The sequence below is a fragment of the Corynebacterium auris genome, assembly GCF_030408575.1.
Lineage (GTDB): Bacteria > Actinomycetota > Actinomycetes > Mycobacteriales > Mycobacteriaceae > Corynebacterium > Corynebacterium auris.
This window is the reverse complement of record NZ_CP047047.1, coordinates 2391511-2408944: the sequence shown is the minus strand read 5'-3', so window position 1 is coordinate 2408944 and position 17434 is coordinate 2391511. Positions and strand designations below refer to the sequence as shown.

Genomic DNA, 17434 nt, shown 5'->3' with positions numbered 1-17434 from the left:
GGAGCCCGCCATGAACACTTCCGCCGGGGCTTCCCGCGGCGGCGAGATCCGCGCCGGCGTTAGGGACGCCTGGCCCGTCGCCTTCGGCCTGATCCCGCTGGGTCTCGCGCTCGGCCTGCTGATCACGCAGTCGGGTTTCGCGTGGTGGTGGGCCCCGATCTTCTCCATCGTCATTTACGCCGGTTCGATGGAGTTTCTCGCGCTCAACATGATCTTGAGCGGCGTCGGCCCCCTGTCAGCGCTGGTGACGGGTTTTATGGTGAACTTCCGCCACATTTTTTACGGCCTGACCTATCCGCGCCACCTGATTTCCTCGCCGCTGGGCAAGGCGTACTCCACCTACGCGCTGATCGACGAAGCCTACGCCATCGCCTCCGTGCGCCCCGTCCGCTCCGGGACGTGGCTTTTGACCACCCAGATCATGTGCCAGGCGATCTGGGTGGCCTCGAGTACCCTCGGCGCGGTCTCGGGGCGCGCCCTGCCGGAGGACCTGGAGGGCCTGGGCTTCGCCCTCACCGCCCTGTTCGTCGTTCTGGCCTACGAGGCGTTTGTGTCCTCACGGGACATCTCCGCGGTGCTGATCGCCGGGGGGATCGGGGCGCTGTGCGCCCTGCTCACCCCCGCCAACGTGCTCATGGTGGCGCTGAGCGCGTACTTCGTGCTCCTGCTCGTGCGCTTCTGGGTGCCGCGCGTGGACAACGCCTTGCGCTGGGAGGTGCGGTAAATGGGTCTGCCTGATGGGGTCTCTTTGGCCGCGGTCGCGGCTGTGCTCATCCCCGTCGGCCTGGTCACGCTCGCCCTGCGTGCGCTCCCCTTCCCCTTCCTGCGCCTGTTCAAGGGCAGCCCGCTGACCGAGTTCCTCGGCGCGTACATGCCCGTCGGGGTGATGACGGTGCTCGTCGTCTACACGCTTCTCGACGCCCAAGTCCTGCCCGGGGGCATCGCCGCCGCCCTCATCGCGGTGGCCTTCACGTTGGCGGTGCACGCCTGGCGGCGCTCGGCCGCCCTATCCGTGTTCACCGGGACGCTGTTCTATATGGCGCTGGTGAACCTCGTGTTTTAGCCGCTACAGCGAGGGGAACTTCGCCCGCGCGTCGGCCCAGAGTCCCTCGAACTCTTCGGCGCTGAGCTCGGTCGCGGTGATCCCGTCGAAGGCGGCGTAGGAGTCCGGGTGAGGCACGACCTCGGCCGGCTCGTTCGCCTGGCCGTGAACGCGCCCCTTAGCGTAGGCCCCGGTGATGGTCTCGGCGGGGTCGAGCTCAATCATCCGCACCATGGTGCACTGCGCGGGCGAGATCTCCTCCAGCTCGGCGACGTTGAGCAGCTGGGCCCCGAGGTCGGGCACCTCGTAGAGGATGCGGACGTAGTGTTTCACGTGAAACATCTCCTTATCGCTGGCGTGCTTACTCCTGACGAGCGTAGCGCGCCGCCTTCGCCGAGCAGACGATGAGCTGGACCAGGTGGTAGATCATGAGCGGCACGATGAGGATGCCGAGCGACGCCCCGCCGAAGATGACGCTGGCCATCGGCAGGCCGGCGGCCAGCGACTTCTGCGTCCCGCACATCTGGATGGCCACGCGGTCCCGGTAGGAGAAGCTCAGGGCGTTCGCGGTGACCTTGGTGAGGCCGAGCATGACGTAGACGAGCAGGAAGGCGAGGACAACGAGGAGGACGATCTCCCAGACCTGCACCTCGCCCCAGACCCCCGAGACGACGCCCTGCGAGAAGGCGGCGTAGACAACCATCCAGATCGACCCGCGGTCGACGATCTTCGTGGCCCTCGCTCCGGCGATCTCTCCGGCCCGCGGGACGAGGTTGTGCGCGACTTGGCCGAGCACGAAGGGCAGTAGCAGCTGCAACCCGATGTTGAGGAAGACGGTGGCGTCGACATGAATGCCCTCCCCCGCGCCCATGAGCAGCATGACAAGCAGCGGAGTGACAAGGACGCCCACCATGCTCGACAGGCTCGCGGCGACGACCGCGCCGGAGACGTTGCCGCGCGCGATGCCCGTCAGCGCCACGGAGGACTGCACCGTGGAGGGCACGAGCATGGCGTAGAGGATGCCCTGGTAGAGCTGGTCGGAAATGAACGCCGTCGTCGGGCGCAGCGCCAGGCCAATAAGCGGGTAGACGAGGAAGGTGAAGCCGAGGATGACCAGGTGCAGCTTCCAGTGGGTCAGCCCGCGCAGGGCTTCGCGCGTGGACAGGCGCGCGCCGTAGAGGAAGAACAGCAGGGCGATGGCCACCTTGGTGGCGATGTCGAACACCTCGGCAAAGGTGCCGCGGGCGGGCAGCAGCACCGCCAGCACGATGGCGACGAGGATCCCCTGGACGAGGAGGTCTTTGAGGAAGGAAGGTACGGGCATGGGATTAGTGTACGAACCCCGCGCCCGCGGCTACGCCTCCGTGTCTGTGGCCACGAGGCGCTCGCCCTCCTCGCGCAGGCTGATCTCGCGCATCCCCCGCATCGCGGGCCCGCCGAGGACCTCGCCGTCGGCGATGCTGAAGATCGAGCCGTGGGCCGTGCAGCGCACCGTGTCGCCCTGCACCTGGGTAATCTTCTGGAACTGGTGGGGGCAGCTGGCGGAGTAGGCGATGAACTCGCCCTCGTTCGGCTGCGCGATGATCACGCGGTCGAGGATGACTGCGCTGCCGACGGGGACCTCCGTCTTGGCCACCTCCTCCGAGGGGTCTCTCCCGCAGGCCGCGAGGAAGGCGCCTGCGAAGGTGGAAGCGGTACCGATGAGGAAAAGACGACGTGAGCAGGTCATGGCCATTGATACTAGTGCGCTAGCGGGTGGCGTTCTTCATCTCGGAGACAAATGTGCGCAACGCCTCTTTCAGCGCCTCCATGTCCGCGCCCTCGGATGTGTGGCGCTCGATGATGGAGGCGATCGCCGAGCCCGTGATCGCGCCGGCCGCGCCCGCCTGGATCGCCGCCCGCACGTGCTCCGGCCGGGAAATGCCGAAGCCGAGCAGCACCGGCGCGCCGCCGTAGCGCGCCACGTTGTCGACCACCTCGCGCAGCCCCTCGACGGAAGAGGCGCGCTCGGTGCCGGTCACGCCGTCGCGGGAGATGGCGTAGATGTAGCCGCGCGAGCGCGCCGCCACCCCCTCGAGCGTGGCTGCGGAGGCTTTGGCCGGGGCGATGTAGATGGGGTCGATGCCGTGTTTTCCGGCCGCGGCGCTGAAGGGCCCGCCCTCGCGCACGGGGACGTCGGGAAGCAGAATGCTGTCCGCCCCGGCCTCTGCGAACTCGCGGTAGAAGGAGTCGAGGCCGCGCACGTAGGCCACGTTGGCGTAGATGAGCATGCCGATGGGCAGGTCGGGGAACTCCGCGCGGATGGCGCGCACCTGCTCAAGGGCCGCGTCGACGGTGCAGCCGCTCTCGAGGGCGCGGATGTGCGCCTTCTGGATGCTGGGGCCGTCCGCGACGGGGTCCGAGAAGGGCACGCCGAGCTCGAGGGCGTCGGCGCCCGCCTCCACGACGGCGCGGACGACTTCGAGGGCGTCGTCCGGGTTCGGGTCGCCGAGCATGAGGAAGGGCACGAAGGCGCCCTCCCCCTTGTCTTTGAGCGCGGCGAATGTTTCCTTGTAGCGCGACATGTCTAGTCCTTCCTCTCGCGTGCGGTGGCGGTGTCGATGATCCAGTCGGGGTGCTCGTCGAGTGTGGCGCGCACGTGCTCGACGTCCTTGTCGCCGCGCCCCGAAAGGGAGACCAGGATGGTTTCCGGCTCGGTGGCCCGCTCGGCGCGCGCGAGAGCGTAGGCCAGGGCGTGCGAGGACTCGAGCGCGGGGATGATGCCCTCGTAGGTGGAGAGCAGCTGGAAGGCCCGCAGCGCGTCCTCGTCGGTCACCGGCACGTACTGCGCGCGCCCGGTCGAGGCGAGGTGGGCGTGCTCGGGGCCCACCGCCGGGTAATCCAGCCCGGCGGAGATGGAATAGGACTCCTCCACCTGCCCATCGGCGTCGCGCATGAGGTAGGAACGCGTGCCGTGGAGGATGCCGACGGTGCCCGCGGCGATGGCGGCCCCGTGCCTGCCCACGCCCACGCCCTCTCCCCCGGGCTCGGTGCCGATGAGCTCGACGCCTTCATCGTCAATGAAGTCCGCGAACATCCCGATCGCGTTGGAGCCGCCACCGACGCAGGCCACGACGGCGTCGGGCAGAGTGCCGGTGCGCTCGAGGAGCTGTGCGCGCGCCTCGGTGGAGATCACCCGGTGGAACTCCTTGACTATCACCGGGAAGGGGTGCGGCCCGGCCGCCGTGCCCAGGAGGTAGTGGGACTCGTGGAAGGTGGCCGTCCAGTCGCGCAGCGCCTCGTTGACGGCGTCCTTCAGAGTGCCCGAGCCTGAGTCGACCCCCACGACCTCGGCGCCCATGAGGCGCATGCGGAAGACGTTGGGCTCCTGCCGCGCCATGTCTTTGATGCCCATGTAGATCACGCACTCCAGCCCGAGCAGCGCGCAGGCCAGCGCGGTCGCGGTGCCGTGTTGGCCGGCGCCTGTCTCGGCGATGATCCGCTTCTTGCCCATCTGCTTCGCCAGCAACGCCTGCCCGATCACCTGGTTCGTCTTGTGGGCACCGCCGTGGACGAGGTCCTCGCGCTTGAGGAAGATCCGGGCGGGGCTGTCGCCGCGCGGCAGGTTGCGGCACTCGGTGAGCGGCGTCGGCCGGCCGAGGTAGTCACGCAGCAGCCCGCGGTACTCCGCCATGAAGGCGGGGTCCTCCCACGCCTCGACGAATGCCCGCTCCAGCTGGTCGAGGGCGGGAAGGAGCGACTCGGGGACGTACTGCCCGCCGAATTCGCCGTAGTACGCGGGCAAGATGGTCCGCCCGCCGTGCGCGTTATCAGTCATGGTTGTGCCTCTTTAGTAGTGGAAGTTTCGTATCGTCTGAAAGGCCGCGCGGATCGCGGCGGCGTCCTTGCGCCCGGGCTGGCCGGGGTACTCCACGCCGGAATTGAGGTCCAGCCCCGCGCACCCGACGCGCAGCGCCGTCTCGGCGTTTGCGGGCCCGATCCCGCCGGCGAGGAGCGCGGAGTCCTTGACCTCCTCGGGCACCTCGGCCCAGTCAAAGGCCTCGCCGGAGCCGCCGTCGTGCGCGTCGAGCACAAGCTTATCGACGTCGCCAAGCAGCGCCGTGGCCACTTGCGCCCCCTCGGGTTCCGTCATGGAGACGGCGCGCCACACCTCGGTCCCCTCCCCTACCTCGGCGCGCACGCGGCGCACGAGGTCGACCTCCGCCTCGATCGAACCCTGGTAGGGGGCGTGGACCTGTGCGGCGACCACGCCGTCCTGCACCAGCTCGTCCCACCCGGTGGTGCGGCGGGAGACCGCGACGTAGCGCAGGTTCGGCTCGTGCGCGACAATGTCCGCCGATGTTTCACGTGAAACATTGCGCGGCGAGGACTCCTCGAACACGAGCCCGCCGTACACGGCGCCGGCGGCGCGGGCGGCCTGGGCGGCACTCCAGGTTGTCAACCCGCAGACCTTGTTGGCGCCGTACACGAGAGAGCGCGCCGCGAGATCCACGTCGGGCTGGCCCGTGAGCTGCGAGCCGACGAGGAAGCCATCGGAGTGCCCACCGAGGCGGCGCACGGTCTCGGCGTCGCGGATCCCGGACTCCGAGACCACCAGCGTCCCCTCGGCGACGAGCGGCGCGAGGCGCGCGGAGCGCTCAAGGTCGATGGAGAGGTCGTGGAGGTTTCGGTGGTTGATGCCCACGATCCGCGCGCCCAGGCGCTCGGCGCGGCGGGCTTCCTCCTCGTCGATCACTTCCGTCAGCACGTCCATGCCCAGGCGCTTCGCCTCGCCCGCGAGCTCGCCGTAGGTCGCGTCATCGAGGACGCTGAGCATGAGCAGGATGGCGTCAGCCCCGAAGTAGCGCGCGGCGTGGACCTGCACCGGGTCGACGATGAAGTCCTTGCACAGCACGGGCAGGTGCGTCGTGGCGGCGACGGTGGCCAGGTGGTCGTAGTCCCCGCCGAAGCGCTCGGGCTCGCAGAGCACCGAGATGCCTGCGGCGTAGCGCGAGTAGGTCGCGGCGATCTCCCCCGGCTCGTAGTGCGCGCGGATGACGCCGAGGGAGGGCGAGGCCGCCTTGCACTCCATGATGTACTGCGCCCCAGGGCGGGCGAGATTGCCGTACAGGGAGCGCTCGGAGCGCGGCAGCGTCGCCGGGTCGACGTGGGCAATGCGCCGTTTAATTTCGTCAAGGTGACGGTAACGCGCCTGGACGATACCCTCCAGGACCGTGGGCATGTTAGGCACTGTAATCGGCCTCCTCGTGCGTCTCGAGCCACTTTTGCACCGCGCCGCCGGAGATGAGCTCGAGCGCGTGGGCCGCCCCGGCGGCCAGTGTGTCGGCCGCGCCGTAGAGGTAGAACATTGCGCCCGCGGAGGCGGCGATCGCGTCGCGGTGCGCGTCCGGGCCCTCCCCCCCGAAGGTCGCGCGCATTGCGGCGGCGTTGGCGGGGCCGTCGCCGCCGGCGAGCTGCCCCAGGGTGTAGCGTGGCAGGCCGAGGTCCTCGGGCGTGACGGTGTACTGCTCGATCGCGCCGTGCCGGGTGAGTTCCCACACGAGCGTGTCCCCGTGCAGCGCGATTTCGTCGGTGCCGGCGCCGTGGACCACGAGGGCGCGGCCGCGCCCGAGCTCCTTCATGGTCTCGGCAATTAATTGGCCCAACCGAGGGTTGGCAATGCCCATAATTTGAAACTCCGGGCGTCCGGGCGAAAGCAGAGGCCCGAGGGTGTTGAAGATGGTGGGCACGCCGAGTGCCTTGCGCACTGGCTGCACGTGGGCGATCGCCGGGTTGTAGGCCGGGGCGAAGAGGAAGGTGAAGTTGGATGACTCGAACTGGCGCACCGCGCGCTTAGGGTCGAGATCGAGGGGGATGTTGAGGGCCTCGAGCACGTCCGCGGATCCCGACTTCGAGGACACGGAGCGGTTGCCGCACTTGACCATCCTCACCCCGCCGGCGGCCGCGACGAGCGAGGCCGCCGTGGTGATGTTGATGGTGTTTGCGCCGTCGCCGCCGGTGCCGGCGGAGTCCATGATCCCCTCCCCCGTCACCGGGAACGGGCGCCCGGCCCGCAAAAAGGCCCGCGCCGCCCCGGCGATGTCGGCGAAGGTCTCGCCGCGGGTGCGCACCGTGGCCAACAGCGCGGCGATGTGTACGTCGTCGTAGTCGCCCACGGTGAGCGGGGTGAAGGCCTCGATGGCCTCGTCGAGGGTGGGCGCGGGGTTGTCCAGGAAGCGCCGGAGCACCTCCAGTGCCGTGTCGCTCGCCATTATGTCGTGCCTTTCTTCATGAGTTCTGCCACGCAGCGGTCCACAACCACGGGGCCGCCGGGGGTGAGGATGGATTCGGGGTGGAATTGCAGCCCGATGGACATGCCGTCGTCGGTTTCGGCGGCCATGACCACCGGGCCAATCGATGTGTCGGTGTAGGCCAGCGCGCGCATTCCGGGCGGCACCTCGGTGGCGCCGAGGGAGTGGTAGCGCGCCACGGGCACGCTGCGCCCGGCCCGGCCGGGCACGTCGTCAACCGTCAGGCCGCGGAAGAGGGGGCTGGCCAGGCCGGCGTCGTTAAGCTCCATGCCTATCGACGCCCCGTGCACCGCCCCGCACGGCCGCACCCGCCCCCCGTGGTGCTCGACGAGCGCCTGGTAGCCGAGGCACACGCCGAGGATGGGCACCCGGCCCTGCGCCAGTGCGATGAGCTCCATCATGTTGCCCGCCTGCGCCGGGTACCCGGGCCCCGGCGAGAGGATAATTAGCGCGGGCTCGGCGCGCATGATGTCGGCGGCGGCCACGGTATTGCGGTAGACGGTGGTGTTGTAGGCGGCCAGGGAGTCGACGAGGTTGTAGACGAAGGAGTCCTGGTTGTCCACGAGGACGATGCGCTCGCTCATCGGGTCACCTCCAGCTGCGCGCCGGCCGCGGCGGCGATGGCGCTTAACACGGCGTAGGCCTTGTGCAGCGTCTCGTCGGCCTCGGCCTGGGGATTGGAGTCGCGCACCACGCCCGCCCCGGCCTGGACGGCGGCGCGGCCCTCGGCGACGAAGGCGGAGCGGATGACGATGCAGTTGTCCATGTCGCCCGTGCCCCGCAGGTAGCCGACGGCCCCGCCATAGGAGCCGCGCCGCACCCCCTCGAGCTCGCGGATGAGCTCGGTGGCGCGCAGCTTCGGCGCGCCCGTGAGCGTGCCCATGTTCATGCAGGCGCGGTAGGCGTCGAGCGCGTCGAGGTCGCGGTGCAGGGTGGCGGTGACGCGGGAGACCAGGTGCATCACGCGCGAGTAGCGGTCGACCTGGAGCAGCTCCGCCACGCGACGGGTGCCCGGTTCGGCCACGCGCGCCATGTCGTTGCGGGCGAGGTCCACGAGCATGGTGTGCTCGGCGACCTCTTTGGCGTCGGTACGCAGCTGCAGCTCCATGCGCGTGTCCAGTTCGTGGTTGACGGTGCTGTCGGGGTTCAGCCCGCGCGGGCGCGTGCCCGCGATGGGGTACAGCTGCACCTCGCGCGTTGCGGCGTCGAACTTCAGGTTCGATTCGGGCGAGGCGCCGAAGAGCTCGAACGGCCGGCCGCCGCGGCCCACCCCGCGCAGGTAGAACATGTACGGCGAGGGGTTCGACTCGCGCAGCCGCTGGTACGCGGCGAACGCGTCCGGGCAGTCGGCCGTGAAGGTGCGCGCGGGGACAACCTGGTAAATATCGCCGTTGTCGATGTTGCCTTTGAGCGTATCCACGCCCTCCCGGAACCGCTCATCCGTCACATCCGCGTTGACCGTGAGCGTGCCTCCCCCGCCGGGGGTCTGCGCCGGCTGGGGCGAGGCGGCATCGATGGCCGAGGCGATTTCGCGCAAGTCCGGGGTGGTGCCGTCGAAAGCGATACCGGCGAGGTAGGCCGTGCCGGAGCGGTGATCGATGCGCAGCAGCGTCTCCGCCAGCACGAACTGGAAATCGGGGTAGGTGTTGGCGGACTCGGCCACCTCGGGGAGGGTCTCGAAGGTGGCCAGGTAGTCGAAGGCCATGCCGCCGGCGAGGAACGGGAAATCGCCCTCCAGGTATCCGGCGCGCGTGGTCAGCGCCCGCAGCACGTCCGCGCTGGACGGCGCGGTGAGGCGCTCGCGCTCGTCCGCGGCGGCCGGCGGCGGGAAGGAGTAGGCGTTCTCCCCCACCGCGTAGCCGGACAGCCGGGCACCGAGGTCGGCGGCGAGGACCTCGCCGGAGGGCGTGAGCGGCTCGACGGTCACGCGTTCGCCGTCGCAGGTCACTCGTAGCGAGGCGGAGAGCACCGCCACGGACTGCAGGCCGGACTTCGTGGTGATGTCGGCCGACTCCAAAAGCACCGCGCCCTCGGCGCTAGTGCCGCCCAGGTGGGCGAAGAGGCCAGAGGCGTCGGCGTGATAGCGCACGTCGGCCCGCGCGGTGGCGGGTGTGGGGTTCCTCATGAGTACGTCCTTGTGTCGTATGATCTGCACCGGGGTACTGGGAACAAAAAGGACCCGCGGTGCTTGGTTGTCCAAGCCGGCGGGCCGAGGGAGTGACTAGCTGGGTGGCACGCCGCCTACGCGCGCCACCACCACTGCGCGCTGGCAGCGGTCGCGGGAGTTGTTGTTGAAGTCACATCGACGAGCGTATCGCGCCGGGGGCCACGGCGCAAGCGCTTTTGCAATGTTTCACGTGAAACATTACGGCGGGGTGCGCCGTCAGCGCTCCTCGTCCGCGCGCCCCGCCGCCCGGCGCAGGGCGTCCAGGTCCACCTGCGGGGCGGGTTCGGCGAGCTCCGGGGCGTCGGTAAGCGTGGCCGCGCGGGCGCCCACGTTGCCCCCAATGGAAAAGGCGATGACCGCGATGATGGCGAGGACGATGGGGGCGATCCAGAGCCAGCCGTTGGCGATGAAGGCGAAGGCGGCGCCGAAGGCGAGGGCGACCCCGCCGAAGATCCAGATGGGCCCGGCGACCTTGTGCGCGCGGTCCCACGTCGCCCTGTCCTTGCGCACCTCGGCCACGCGGAGGCCGAACCACGGGTTGCCGGGCAGCTTCCCCGCGGCGGCGAGAGCCCCCGGGACGATGAGGAAGAGGGCCGCGAGGACCATGACAAAGCCGACAAGGAGGTTCAGTGCGCTCATGGGGGCAAGTTTAGTGGGCGGTAATTGGGCCGCGGCGGAGAGCTGACGTATAGGTTAAAGGTCACCTGTCCCCTACCTGTGGCCCGCGGCGCGGGCCGCGTGAAAAGGCACCACATGAAACAGAAAGTTTTGCGGTCGCTGCTGTTCTGGGTGGTCGTGGCCATCATCCTCGGCATCCTCTGCAGCCTCTTCTTCCCGGTCTGGCTGGCCCGCGTCTTTGTCACGTTCAACGGCCTGTTCTCCAACTTCCTCGGCTTCTTCGTCCCCGTCCTCATCTTCGCCCTCATCACCCCCGCGATCGCGGGGCTCGGCCGCGGCGCCGGCAAGTGGCTGGGAGTCACGGCCGGCATCGCCTACGGCTCGACGATTATCTCGGGGCTCATCGCCTGGGGTGTCGCCACGGCGCTCTACCCCACTCTGCTCAGCGGCCACGAGCTAGTCACGGACGTGGACAACCCGGACGAGGGCGGGCTCAGCGCCTACTTCACCGTCGAGATGCCGGCTCCCTTCGAGGTCATGGCGGGCCTGCTGCTCGCCTTCGTCGTCGGCCTCGGCATGACCGCCGTGCGCTCCAACACGATGTACAGCTTCTTCTCCGAGCTGGAATCCGTGGTGATGAAGGTGGTCACCGTGTTCGTGATCCCCCTGCTGCCCGTCTTCATCTTCGGCACCTTCCTCAACCTGGGCATGAACGACAACCTCGGCTCCACGATGTCGGCCTTCGGCATCGTGCTCGTGCTCTCTATCGTGATGACGATCGTCATCGTGCTGCTGCAGTACCTCATCGCCGGCGCCGTCGCGGGGCGCAACCCCTTCATCGCCCTGAAGAACATGCTGCCCGCCTACTTCACCGCCCTGGGCACCTCCTCCTCGGCGGCGACGATCCCCGTCACCTACGCCGCCACCCTGAAGAACAAGGTGGAGGAGAATGTCGCCGGCTTCGTGGTGCCCCTGTGCGCCACGATCCACCTCTCCGGCTCGATGATGAAGATCACCCTGTACGCGCTCGCGATCGTGTACATGGAGGCGCTGCCGATCAGTGGCGGTCAGGTCCTGGGCTTCATCCTCCTGTTGGGCATCATGATGGTCGCCGCGCCCGGCGTGCCCGGCGGCGCGATCATGGCGGCCGTCGGCCTTCTGCAGGCGAACCTCGGCTTCGACGAGTCGATGGTCTCGCTCATGATCGCCGCCTACATCGTGGTCGACTCCTTCGGCACCGCCGCCAACGTCACGGGTGACGGCGCCATCGCGATGGTGGTCAACCGCTTCGCGGCCGGCTCCATCGAGGGCCACGAGCTCAAGAACAAGAAGCTCGAGGGCACGCCTGCCGACGGCTCCACCGCCGTGTAGGCCACTCGCACACGGGCGCCCCCTCCCCTGCTGACAACCAGCGCGGGAGGGGGCGCTCGTTTTCTACAGCCGCTCCCCCGTCTGCGCGTCGAAGGCGTGCAGGGCACCCTCGGCGACCTGCACGCTCAGCCGGTCACCCCGGCCGAAGCCGGAGCGCGGCCCGGTGCGCACGACGATGTGCCCCGTCGCCCCCTGCGCGCTGCCCTCGGAGACCCACCCCCCTCCGACGAGGGTGCAGTAGAGGTAGGAGTCGGAGCCGAGCTCCTCGACGAACTCCACCTCGAGCGGGATGCCCGCCTCGCTTTCCGGAGCGACGCGCAGGGCCTCGGGGCGGAAGCCGAGGATGACGTCGCCCGCGGGAAGCGAAACCGGCAGCGAGGCCTGGCCGAGCCGGGCGTGGCCGTCGGAGACGTGAAAGCGCGCCAGGTTCATGGCGGGCGAGCCGATGAAGCCGGCGACGAAGACGTTGCGTGGGGCGTCGTAAAGCTCGCGCGGGGTACCCACCTGCTGGAGCACGCCGAAGTTGAGCACGGCGATGCGGTCGCCCATGGTCAGCGCCTCGGTCTGGTCGTGGGTGACGTAGAGGGTGGTCACGCCCATGCGGCGCTGCAGGGCGGCGATCTGCGTGCGGGTTTGCACGCGCAGCTTGGCGTCGAGGTTGCTTAAGGGCTCGTCCATGAGGAAGACCTGCGGCTCGCGCACGATGGCGCGCCCCATGGCCACGCGCTGGCGCTGGCCGCCGGACAGGGCCTTCGGCTTGCGCTCGAGGTACTCGCTGAGGTCGAGCGTCGCCGCCGCCTCCTCGACGCGCCGGTTGATCTCCTCCTTGCTCATCCCGGCGAGCTTGAGGGCAAACCCCATGTTCTCGCGCACGGACATGTGCGGGTAGAGAGCGTAGTTCTGGAACACCATGGCGATGTCGCGCTCGCGGGGCTCGAGCCCGGTGACGTCGCGGCCGTCGATAAGAATGCGCCCCTCGGTCGTCTCCTCCAGGCCGGCGAGCATGCGCAGCGCGGTGGATTTTCCGGAGCCCGAGGGCCCGACGAGGACGAGGAACTCGCCGTCGGAAAGTTCGAGCGAAAGCTTGTCGACGCTCGGCCCGCTCGCGCCGGGATACACCCGAGTGGCCTGGTCAAAGGTTACTGTTGCCATGATTTTTCACCGATCCGTCGTGGGGTCAACGCTGTAAGTATAGGAGCCCTATCCTTGACCCATGAGCGCGGAGATCGTCACCACCCTGTTCCTGGCCCACCCCGACGACGCCGGGGCGGCCTACGAGCTCTACGCCCGCCGCGTCAGCGCATCCCCCGCGACGATCCTCGCCCTCTCCCCCGACCCGCACCCGATCGACGAACCCTACTCCCTGTGGGACCTGCGCACCGAGGCGGCCTACGGCAACCTGGCCGCGCCCGAGGAGATGCAGCTCTACGAGGCGAACGCGCTGGTGGACTTCGCCGGCACGGAACGTGACGAGGTGATCGATAGCTTCTTCCTCGATGACCCGTTCGCCGCTGCCCGCTTCCCCTCGCAGATCGGGGGCCTGAGCGGGGTGGCCGTCCGCGACGAGGTTGCCCCCGGCGAGGCCTTAAGCTTCATCACCGTGGTCTACCTCAGCGCCGAGGGGGCCCAGGAGCAGGCGCAGGCGTTGTTTAGTCAGCTGCTCGGCCGCTGCCGCGCGGTCGCCTACGAGGAGGAGCTGGCCCCCGTCGAGGCGCTGGACAACCCGGACGTCGTCGGCCCGCTGTGGATCCGCGACGCCACCCTGAACATCATTGGCCGCGGCGATGGCGTCTTCTCCCCCGCCAAGGAGGCGTGGGCCGGGTGGCTGCTCACCCCCGACACCCTGCGGCAGGTCGAGGACCGCCTCACCGAGCAGTTCGGCCCGCAGCAGGTGATCATCGCGCGAGCGATTGCGGAACCCTTCTAACTGTCTAGAATCCTCAACTATGGCCCTCGGAAAGCAGATCGGAATCGTCGCCGCCCTCACCGCCGCCGCAGCCGTGGGGGCCGGCGCGCTCGCCTCCACCACCGTCGACGTGCCCGACCGCGAGGAGGTCGCCGTGGACACGGTCGGCTCCCCGCAGGTCGTCGTCGACGACCCCGACGACGTGCTCACCGCCGAGGACGAGGCCCGGCTGAGCAGCGACGCGGAGCGTCTCGACGTCCCCTCCACCGTCACCACCCTCTACTACCTGCTGCTGGCGACCACGCACGACAACGTCAACGATTCCGTCGAGGAGTTCTTCCGCGCCAACCACCCAGAGGCGATCGGCGAGGACTACTTTGCTGACGGGGTTCTCATCCTCGGGGCGGGCTTGGACCAGCGTGCCGTGTTCGCCCACGCCGGCGAAGACGTCGCTGACCAGATCTACCTGCGCAAAGACCAGCGCCTCGAGCCGGTCAACGACGCGATGAAGCCCGGCATGCGCGACAACAACATCCCCGCCGCGATGTTCGCGGGCGCCCGCGAGGCCACCGACGCCGAGGGCATCGCCAACTACGTTATCGACGCGGCCGAGTCCGATCGCGGCGCCCGCACCGCGCTGAGCGGTTTCGGCGCCGGGGCGGCCGTCGGCGTGGGCGGAGGCATCGTGGTGGCGGTGAACAATAGGCGTCGGAAAGCAATTGCCCAGGGTCGCGAGGACTACGACCTGGTCACCCGCGAATACGCCGAGCTGGCGCAGCGCCTCGACGCGGTGGACATTCGCGCCAACTCCCTGACCTCCGAGTTCGCCAACGAGGAGCTGCGCAGGGACTGGGCCGTGGTGCAGGACCGCTTCCTCCGCCTGCACGACACCGTCTCGGGAGCGGGCGGCCTCAGCGAGATCAACACCGACGACGACAAGGAGGTCTGGGCGCACCGCAATGAGCTCGCTGAGGCCGCCCGGACCGTGCGCGAGACCGGCACCGCCGAGAAGAACATCAACCGCCTTTTCGAGGTCGAAAACGGCAACGCCGCCGCCCGCCGCGCCGACCTGACCAGCCTGCGCGAAGACGTCATGCGGGCCGTCACCGAGGTCAAGGACAAAGAACTGAAGGCGCGGCTGCGCGACCTGGAAGAGCGCATCAACTGGCTCGACCAGAACCCGGAGGCGCCCGATTACATGGACCGCTTCGTCCGCGTCCTCGGCGACTATCAGCTCGTCCTCGACCTCGTGCGCACCCGCCAGTTCAGCGACGTCAAGGAGCGCCACGAGCTCGAACGCCCGCGCGTCTACCAGGAGAACTACTACTACCCCAGCTACGTGCCCTACGTGGTCCTCGCCGACTGGCACTCCACCAACGTCGCCGCCGCCCAGAGCGCTTCCTCGTCCTCCGGGACGAACACCTCTTTCAGCTCCGGGTTTTCTGGCGCGGGCGGGTCGAGCAGCTACTAGGAGCTCCCGGGGCCGAACGAAAGGGCCGCCCCGAAAACGCGCCCCGGCTACACTGGCACCACCCGTGCCAGCACAAACGAAAAGGAGCCCGAATGGCTTTGCAGCAACCTGACGGCGGCCCGCTCGAGGGGATTGTCGTCGCGGACTTCTCCCGCGTCCTCGCCGGACCCTACGCCACGATGATTCTGGCGGATCTCGGCGCGACAGTGATCAAGGTGGAAAGCCCCGCGGGCGACGATACGCGCCGCTGGGTCCCGCCGAAGCGCGGGGAGGTGGGCACGTACTACCTCTCGGTCAACCGTAACAAGAACTCGATCGCGCTGGACCTGAAGGACCCGGAGGACCTGCAGACGGCCTACGACATCATTGACCGGGCGGACGTGCTCATTGACAATTTCCGCGTTGGCAGCCTGGACAAGTTCGGGCTGGACCCGGAGTCGGTGGCGAAGCGCTGGCCGGACATCATCCACGCGAAGATCACCGGCTTTGGCACGCGCGAGGGGGCGCAGTTGCCCGGCTACGACATGCTCATCCAGGCCGCCAGCGGCTTCATGTCGGTCACGGGCGAGCCGGAGGGGCAGCCGCAGAAGGCGGGCTACGCCGTCTTCGACGTGTTCACCGGCCTGCACACGGCGGTGGGAATCGTCTCGGCGCTGCTGCGCCGCGAGAAGAAGGGCGGCGGCGAGCTCATCAACACGAACCTGCTGTCCGCGGCGCTGTCCTCGATGGTCAACGTCTCCTCCGCCGCCGTCGCCTCCGAGGCGCCGATGCAGCGCACGGGCAACGACCACACCTCGATCTTCCCCTACGGCCCCTTCCCCGCCCAGGACCGGGACGTGGTCATTTGCGTGGGCAACGACAAGCAGTTCGCAACGCTTGTCGACGCCCTCGGGGCGCCCCACCTCGCGGAGGAGGAGCGCTTTGGGAGCGTCGAGAAGCGCAATGCGAACCGCGAGGACCTGCGGCCGCTGCTCAACGAGCTGCTGGCGCGGAAGACCGCCGACGAGTGGATCGAGGTGTTCCGCGCGCGCGGGCTGCCTGCCGCCCCGATCCTCACGGTGCGCGAGGCTGTGGGGTTCGCGGAGGAGCTTGGGCTGGAGCCGGTCGTGCGGCTGCCCAACCGCGAGGGAACCGACGAGGTCCCGTACGTGGCCAACCCACTGGAGCTGCGGTCCGGCGGGGTGCGCTACACCAAATCCGCGCCAGGCCTGGACGAGGACCGCGCCGACATTCTCGAGTGGATCGCGGGGACGCCGGCCCGGGATTGTTGCGCGCCGTCCGATCCTGCTAGCCGGAAAGAGTATTAATCGCCCAAACTGTGACCCAGGGCATATTTTTCCGGTAAAACTAATCCCCAATGTGAACCACCAGCACGAACGGGGCAGTATGAACACCTTTGGCCGGCGAGCGTTTCTCAAGGGCTCCGCGCTCATCGGCGTGGGGGGCCTCCTTGCCTCCTGCGGCGCGCCCGCCCAGGGCTCGACCGGCCAGATGGTGTGGGTGACGTTCTCGGCGGGCACCGGCACCTACAACGACATCGCCGCGATTGCGAACCTGATCACAAACGGGTCCGGCACGCGGGTGCGGCTGATGACCGGGGACACGGGCATCGCGCGGGTCGCCCCCCTGATCTCGCGGGTGGCGGACTACGCCCGCGCCGGGGACGAGACCTACTACGCCTTCGAGGGCGACGACGAGTACGCCTCGGAGACGTGGGGGCCGCAGCCGGTGCGCGGGGTGTGGAACCCGCCGGGAAACTACGGGGTGTTCACCCTGCAAAAGTCGGGCATTGAAACGGTCTCCGACCTGCGCGGCAAGCGCTACCCACGGCTGATCGCCTCGACCTCGATCAACCGCAAGCTCGAGGCCATCTTGAACTTCGGGGGCCTGACGCGTGACGACGTCGAACTGGTGGACATCGCCTACTCCGAGCAGCTCGCCGCGGTGCGGGCGGGCCACCTCGACGCCGCCTACCACAACGTCGTCGGCGCGACGATCGAGGAGCTCAATACCACCGACCCGATCCACTGGCTCAACCTCGGCGGCGGCGCGCCCGAGCAGTACGCGACGTGGGAGGAACTCGCGCCGATGGTCATCCCGGGCACCACGCTCGACGCCGTCGGGCACAAGGGCGAGCCGATCACGAACATGCAGTACTCCATCCCGCTGAGCACGCTGGCGGACCGCCCTGCAGAGGAGGTCTACTCGGTGCTGAAGGTCATGCACGACAACTTCGACACGCTGAGCGGGATGACCCCGGACATCAAGAACTTCGCCACCGACCGCGTCCACGTGGTCCCCATGGTCATCCCGTTTCACGACGGCGCGATCCGCTTCCTGCGCGAGCAAGGCCGGTGGAACGACAGCCTCCAGCAGCGCCACGAGGCCCTGCTGGAGCGCGAGGCGCTGATGAAGGAGGCGTGGCCGGTGTTCTGGCGCGACAACTATAAGGACTTCCCGGAGCGCCAGGGTCCGAACTCGCTCGCGGCTGCGTGGCGGGCCTGGAAGAAGGACAACCTGCCGGCGCTGCCGCAGGCGAGCGACCCGACCGCGGCGGCCTGAGGGGTAA

The 17434-nt window shown here is 68.9% G+C and carries 18 protein-coding genes; 7 read left to right on the top strand and 11 right to left on the bottom strand.

The window, feature by feature from the left end; genetic code table 11:
* Positions 1 to 10: 10 nt before the first annotated feature.
* Positions 11 to 724 (top strand): AzlC family ABC transporter permease, encoded by a 714-nt coding sequence (locus CAURIS_RS11375; RefSeq protein ID WP_290342179.1) that lies wholly within the window; start codon positions 11 to 13, stop codon positions 722 to 724.
* A complete protein-coding gene (locus CAURIS_RS11370) occupies positions 725 to 1063 on the top strand; it encodes a branched-chain amino acid transporter permease (RefSeq protein WP_290342178.1) in 339 nt (112 codons plus the stop codon).
* Positions 1064 to 1066: 3 nt separating this feature from the next.
* Here CAURIS_RS11370 and CAURIS_RS11365 read toward each other — a convergent pair whose 3' ends face one another.
* The 10 genes from CAURIS_RS11365 to CAURIS_RS11320 form a co-directional block, all read right to left on the bottom strand.
* Positions 1067 to 1384, bottom strand: coding sequence for a hypothetical protein (locus CAURIS_RS11365; protein ID WP_290342177.1), 318 nt, complete (start codon positions 1382 to 1384; stop codon positions 1067 to 1069).
* A gap of 19 nt (positions 1385 to 1403) precedes the next feature.
* Positions 1404 to 2366: a bile acid:sodium symporter family protein gene (locus tag CAURIS_RS11360; RefSeq protein ID WP_290342176.1), complete on the bottom strand. Its 963-nt coding sequence runs from the start codon at positions 2364 to 2366 to the stop codon at positions 1404 to 1406.
* Between the two features lie 30 nt (positions 2367 to 2396).
* Positions 2397 to 2771 (bottom strand): Rieske (2Fe-2S) protein, encoded by a 375-nt coding sequence (locus tag CAURIS_RS11355; protein WP_290342175.1) that lies wholly within the window; start codon positions 2769 to 2771, stop codon positions 2397 to 2399.
* Between the two features lie 19 nt (positions 2772 to 2790).
* The gene (gene trpA, locus CAURIS_RS11350) at positions 2791 to 3606 is read right to left on the bottom strand and encodes a tryptophan synthase subunit alpha (protein ID WP_290342174.1); all 816 of its coding nucleotides are present in this window, start codon (positions 3604 to 3606) and stop codon (positions 2791 to 2793) included.
* A 2-nt stretch (positions 3607 to 3608) separates the two neighbouring features.
* Positions 3609 to 4859, bottom strand: coding sequence for a tryptophan synthase subunit beta (trpB, locus tag CAURIS_RS11345; RefSeq protein WP_290342173.1), 1251 nt, complete (start codon positions 4857 to 4859; stop codon positions 3609 to 3611).
* A gap of 12 nt (positions 4860 to 4871) precedes the next feature.
* The gene (gene trpCF, locus CAURIS_RS11340; protein WP_290343393.1) at positions 4872 to 6278 is read right to left on the bottom strand and encodes a bifunctional indole-3-glycerol-phosphate synthase TrpC/phosphoribosylanthranilate isomerase TrpF; all 1407 of its coding nucleotides are present in this window, start codon (positions 6276 to 6278) and stop codon (positions 4872 to 4874) included.
* On the bottom strand, positions 6265 to 7293 hold the full coding sequence (gene trpD, locus CAURIS_RS11335) for an anthranilate phosphoribosyltransferase (protein WP_290342172.1): 1029 nt from the start codon (positions 7291 to 7293) through the stop codon (positions 6265 to 6267). Before trpD ends, trpCF begins: the two co-directional genes overlap by 14 nt.
* Complete coding sequence (locus CAURIS_RS11330) at positions 7293 to 7916, bottom strand: glutamine amidotransferase-related protein (protein ID WP_290342171.1); 624 nt, start codon at positions 7914 to 7916, stop codon at positions 7293 to 7295. Before CAURIS_RS11330 ends, trpD begins: the two co-directional genes overlap by 1 nt.
* Complete coding sequence (locus CAURIS_RS11325; RefSeq protein ID WP_290342170.1) at positions 7913 to 9457, bottom strand: anthranilate synthase component 1; 1545 nt, start codon at positions 9455 to 9457, stop codon at positions 7913 to 7915. The genes CAURIS_RS11330 and CAURIS_RS11325 overlap by 4 nt, the downstream gene beginning before the upstream one ends.
* Positions 9458 to 9715: 258 nt before the next feature.
* Positions 9716 to 10138, bottom strand: coding sequence for an SdpI family protein (locus tag CAURIS_RS11320; RefSeq protein WP_290342169.1), 423 nt, complete (start codon positions 10136 to 10138; stop codon positions 9716 to 9718).
* 114 nt (positions 10139 to 10252) lie between these two features.
* Between CAURIS_RS11320 and CAURIS_RS11315 the strand changes: the two genes are divergently transcribed.
* The gene (locus CAURIS_RS11315; RefSeq protein WP_290342168.1) at positions 10253 to 11488 is read left to right on the top strand and encodes a dicarboxylate/amino acid:cation symporter; all 1236 of its coding nucleotides are present in this window, start codon (positions 10253 to 10255) and stop codon (positions 11486 to 11488) included.
* A 63-nt stretch (positions 11489 to 11551) separates the two neighbouring features.
* Here the strand turns inward: CAURIS_RS11315 and CAURIS_RS11310 are convergent, their stop codons facing one another.
* Positions 11552 to 12640 (bottom strand): ABC transporter ATP-binding protein, encoded by a 1089-nt coding sequence (locus CAURIS_RS11310; RefSeq protein ID WP_290342167.1) that lies wholly within the window; start codon positions 12638 to 12640, stop codon positions 11552 to 11554.
* 61 nt (positions 12641 to 12701) lie between these two features.
* Here CAURIS_RS11310 and CAURIS_RS11305 point away from each other — a divergent pair, with 61 nt between their 5' ends.
* From CAURIS_RS11305 to CAURIS_RS11290, 4 genes are all read left to right on the top strand, one after another.
* Entirely contained in the window at positions 12702 to 13415 is a 714-nt protein-coding gene (locus CAURIS_RS11305; protein ID WP_290342166.1) for a hypothetical protein, read from the top strand.
* Positions 13416 to 13434: 19 nt separating this feature from the next.
* On the top strand, positions 13435 to 14865 hold the full coding sequence (locus CAURIS_RS11300; protein WP_290342165.1) for a DUF5129 domain-containing protein: 1431 nt from the start codon (positions 13435 to 13437) through the stop codon (positions 14863 to 14865).
* Positions 14866 to 14957: 92 nt separating this feature from the next.
* Complete coding sequence (locus tag CAURIS_RS11295) at positions 14958 to 16172, top strand: CaiB/BaiF CoA transferase family protein (protein WP_290342163.1); 1215 nt, start codon at positions 14958 to 14960, stop codon at positions 16170 to 16172.
* Between the two features lie 79 nt (positions 16173 to 16251).
* Positions 16252 to 17427, top strand: a complete 1176-nt coding sequence (locus tag CAURIS_RS11290; protein WP_290342162.1) for a TAXI family TRAP transporter solute-binding subunit — start codon at positions 16252 to 16254, stop codon at positions 17425 to 17427.
* Positions 17428 to 17434: the final 7 nt, after the last annotated feature.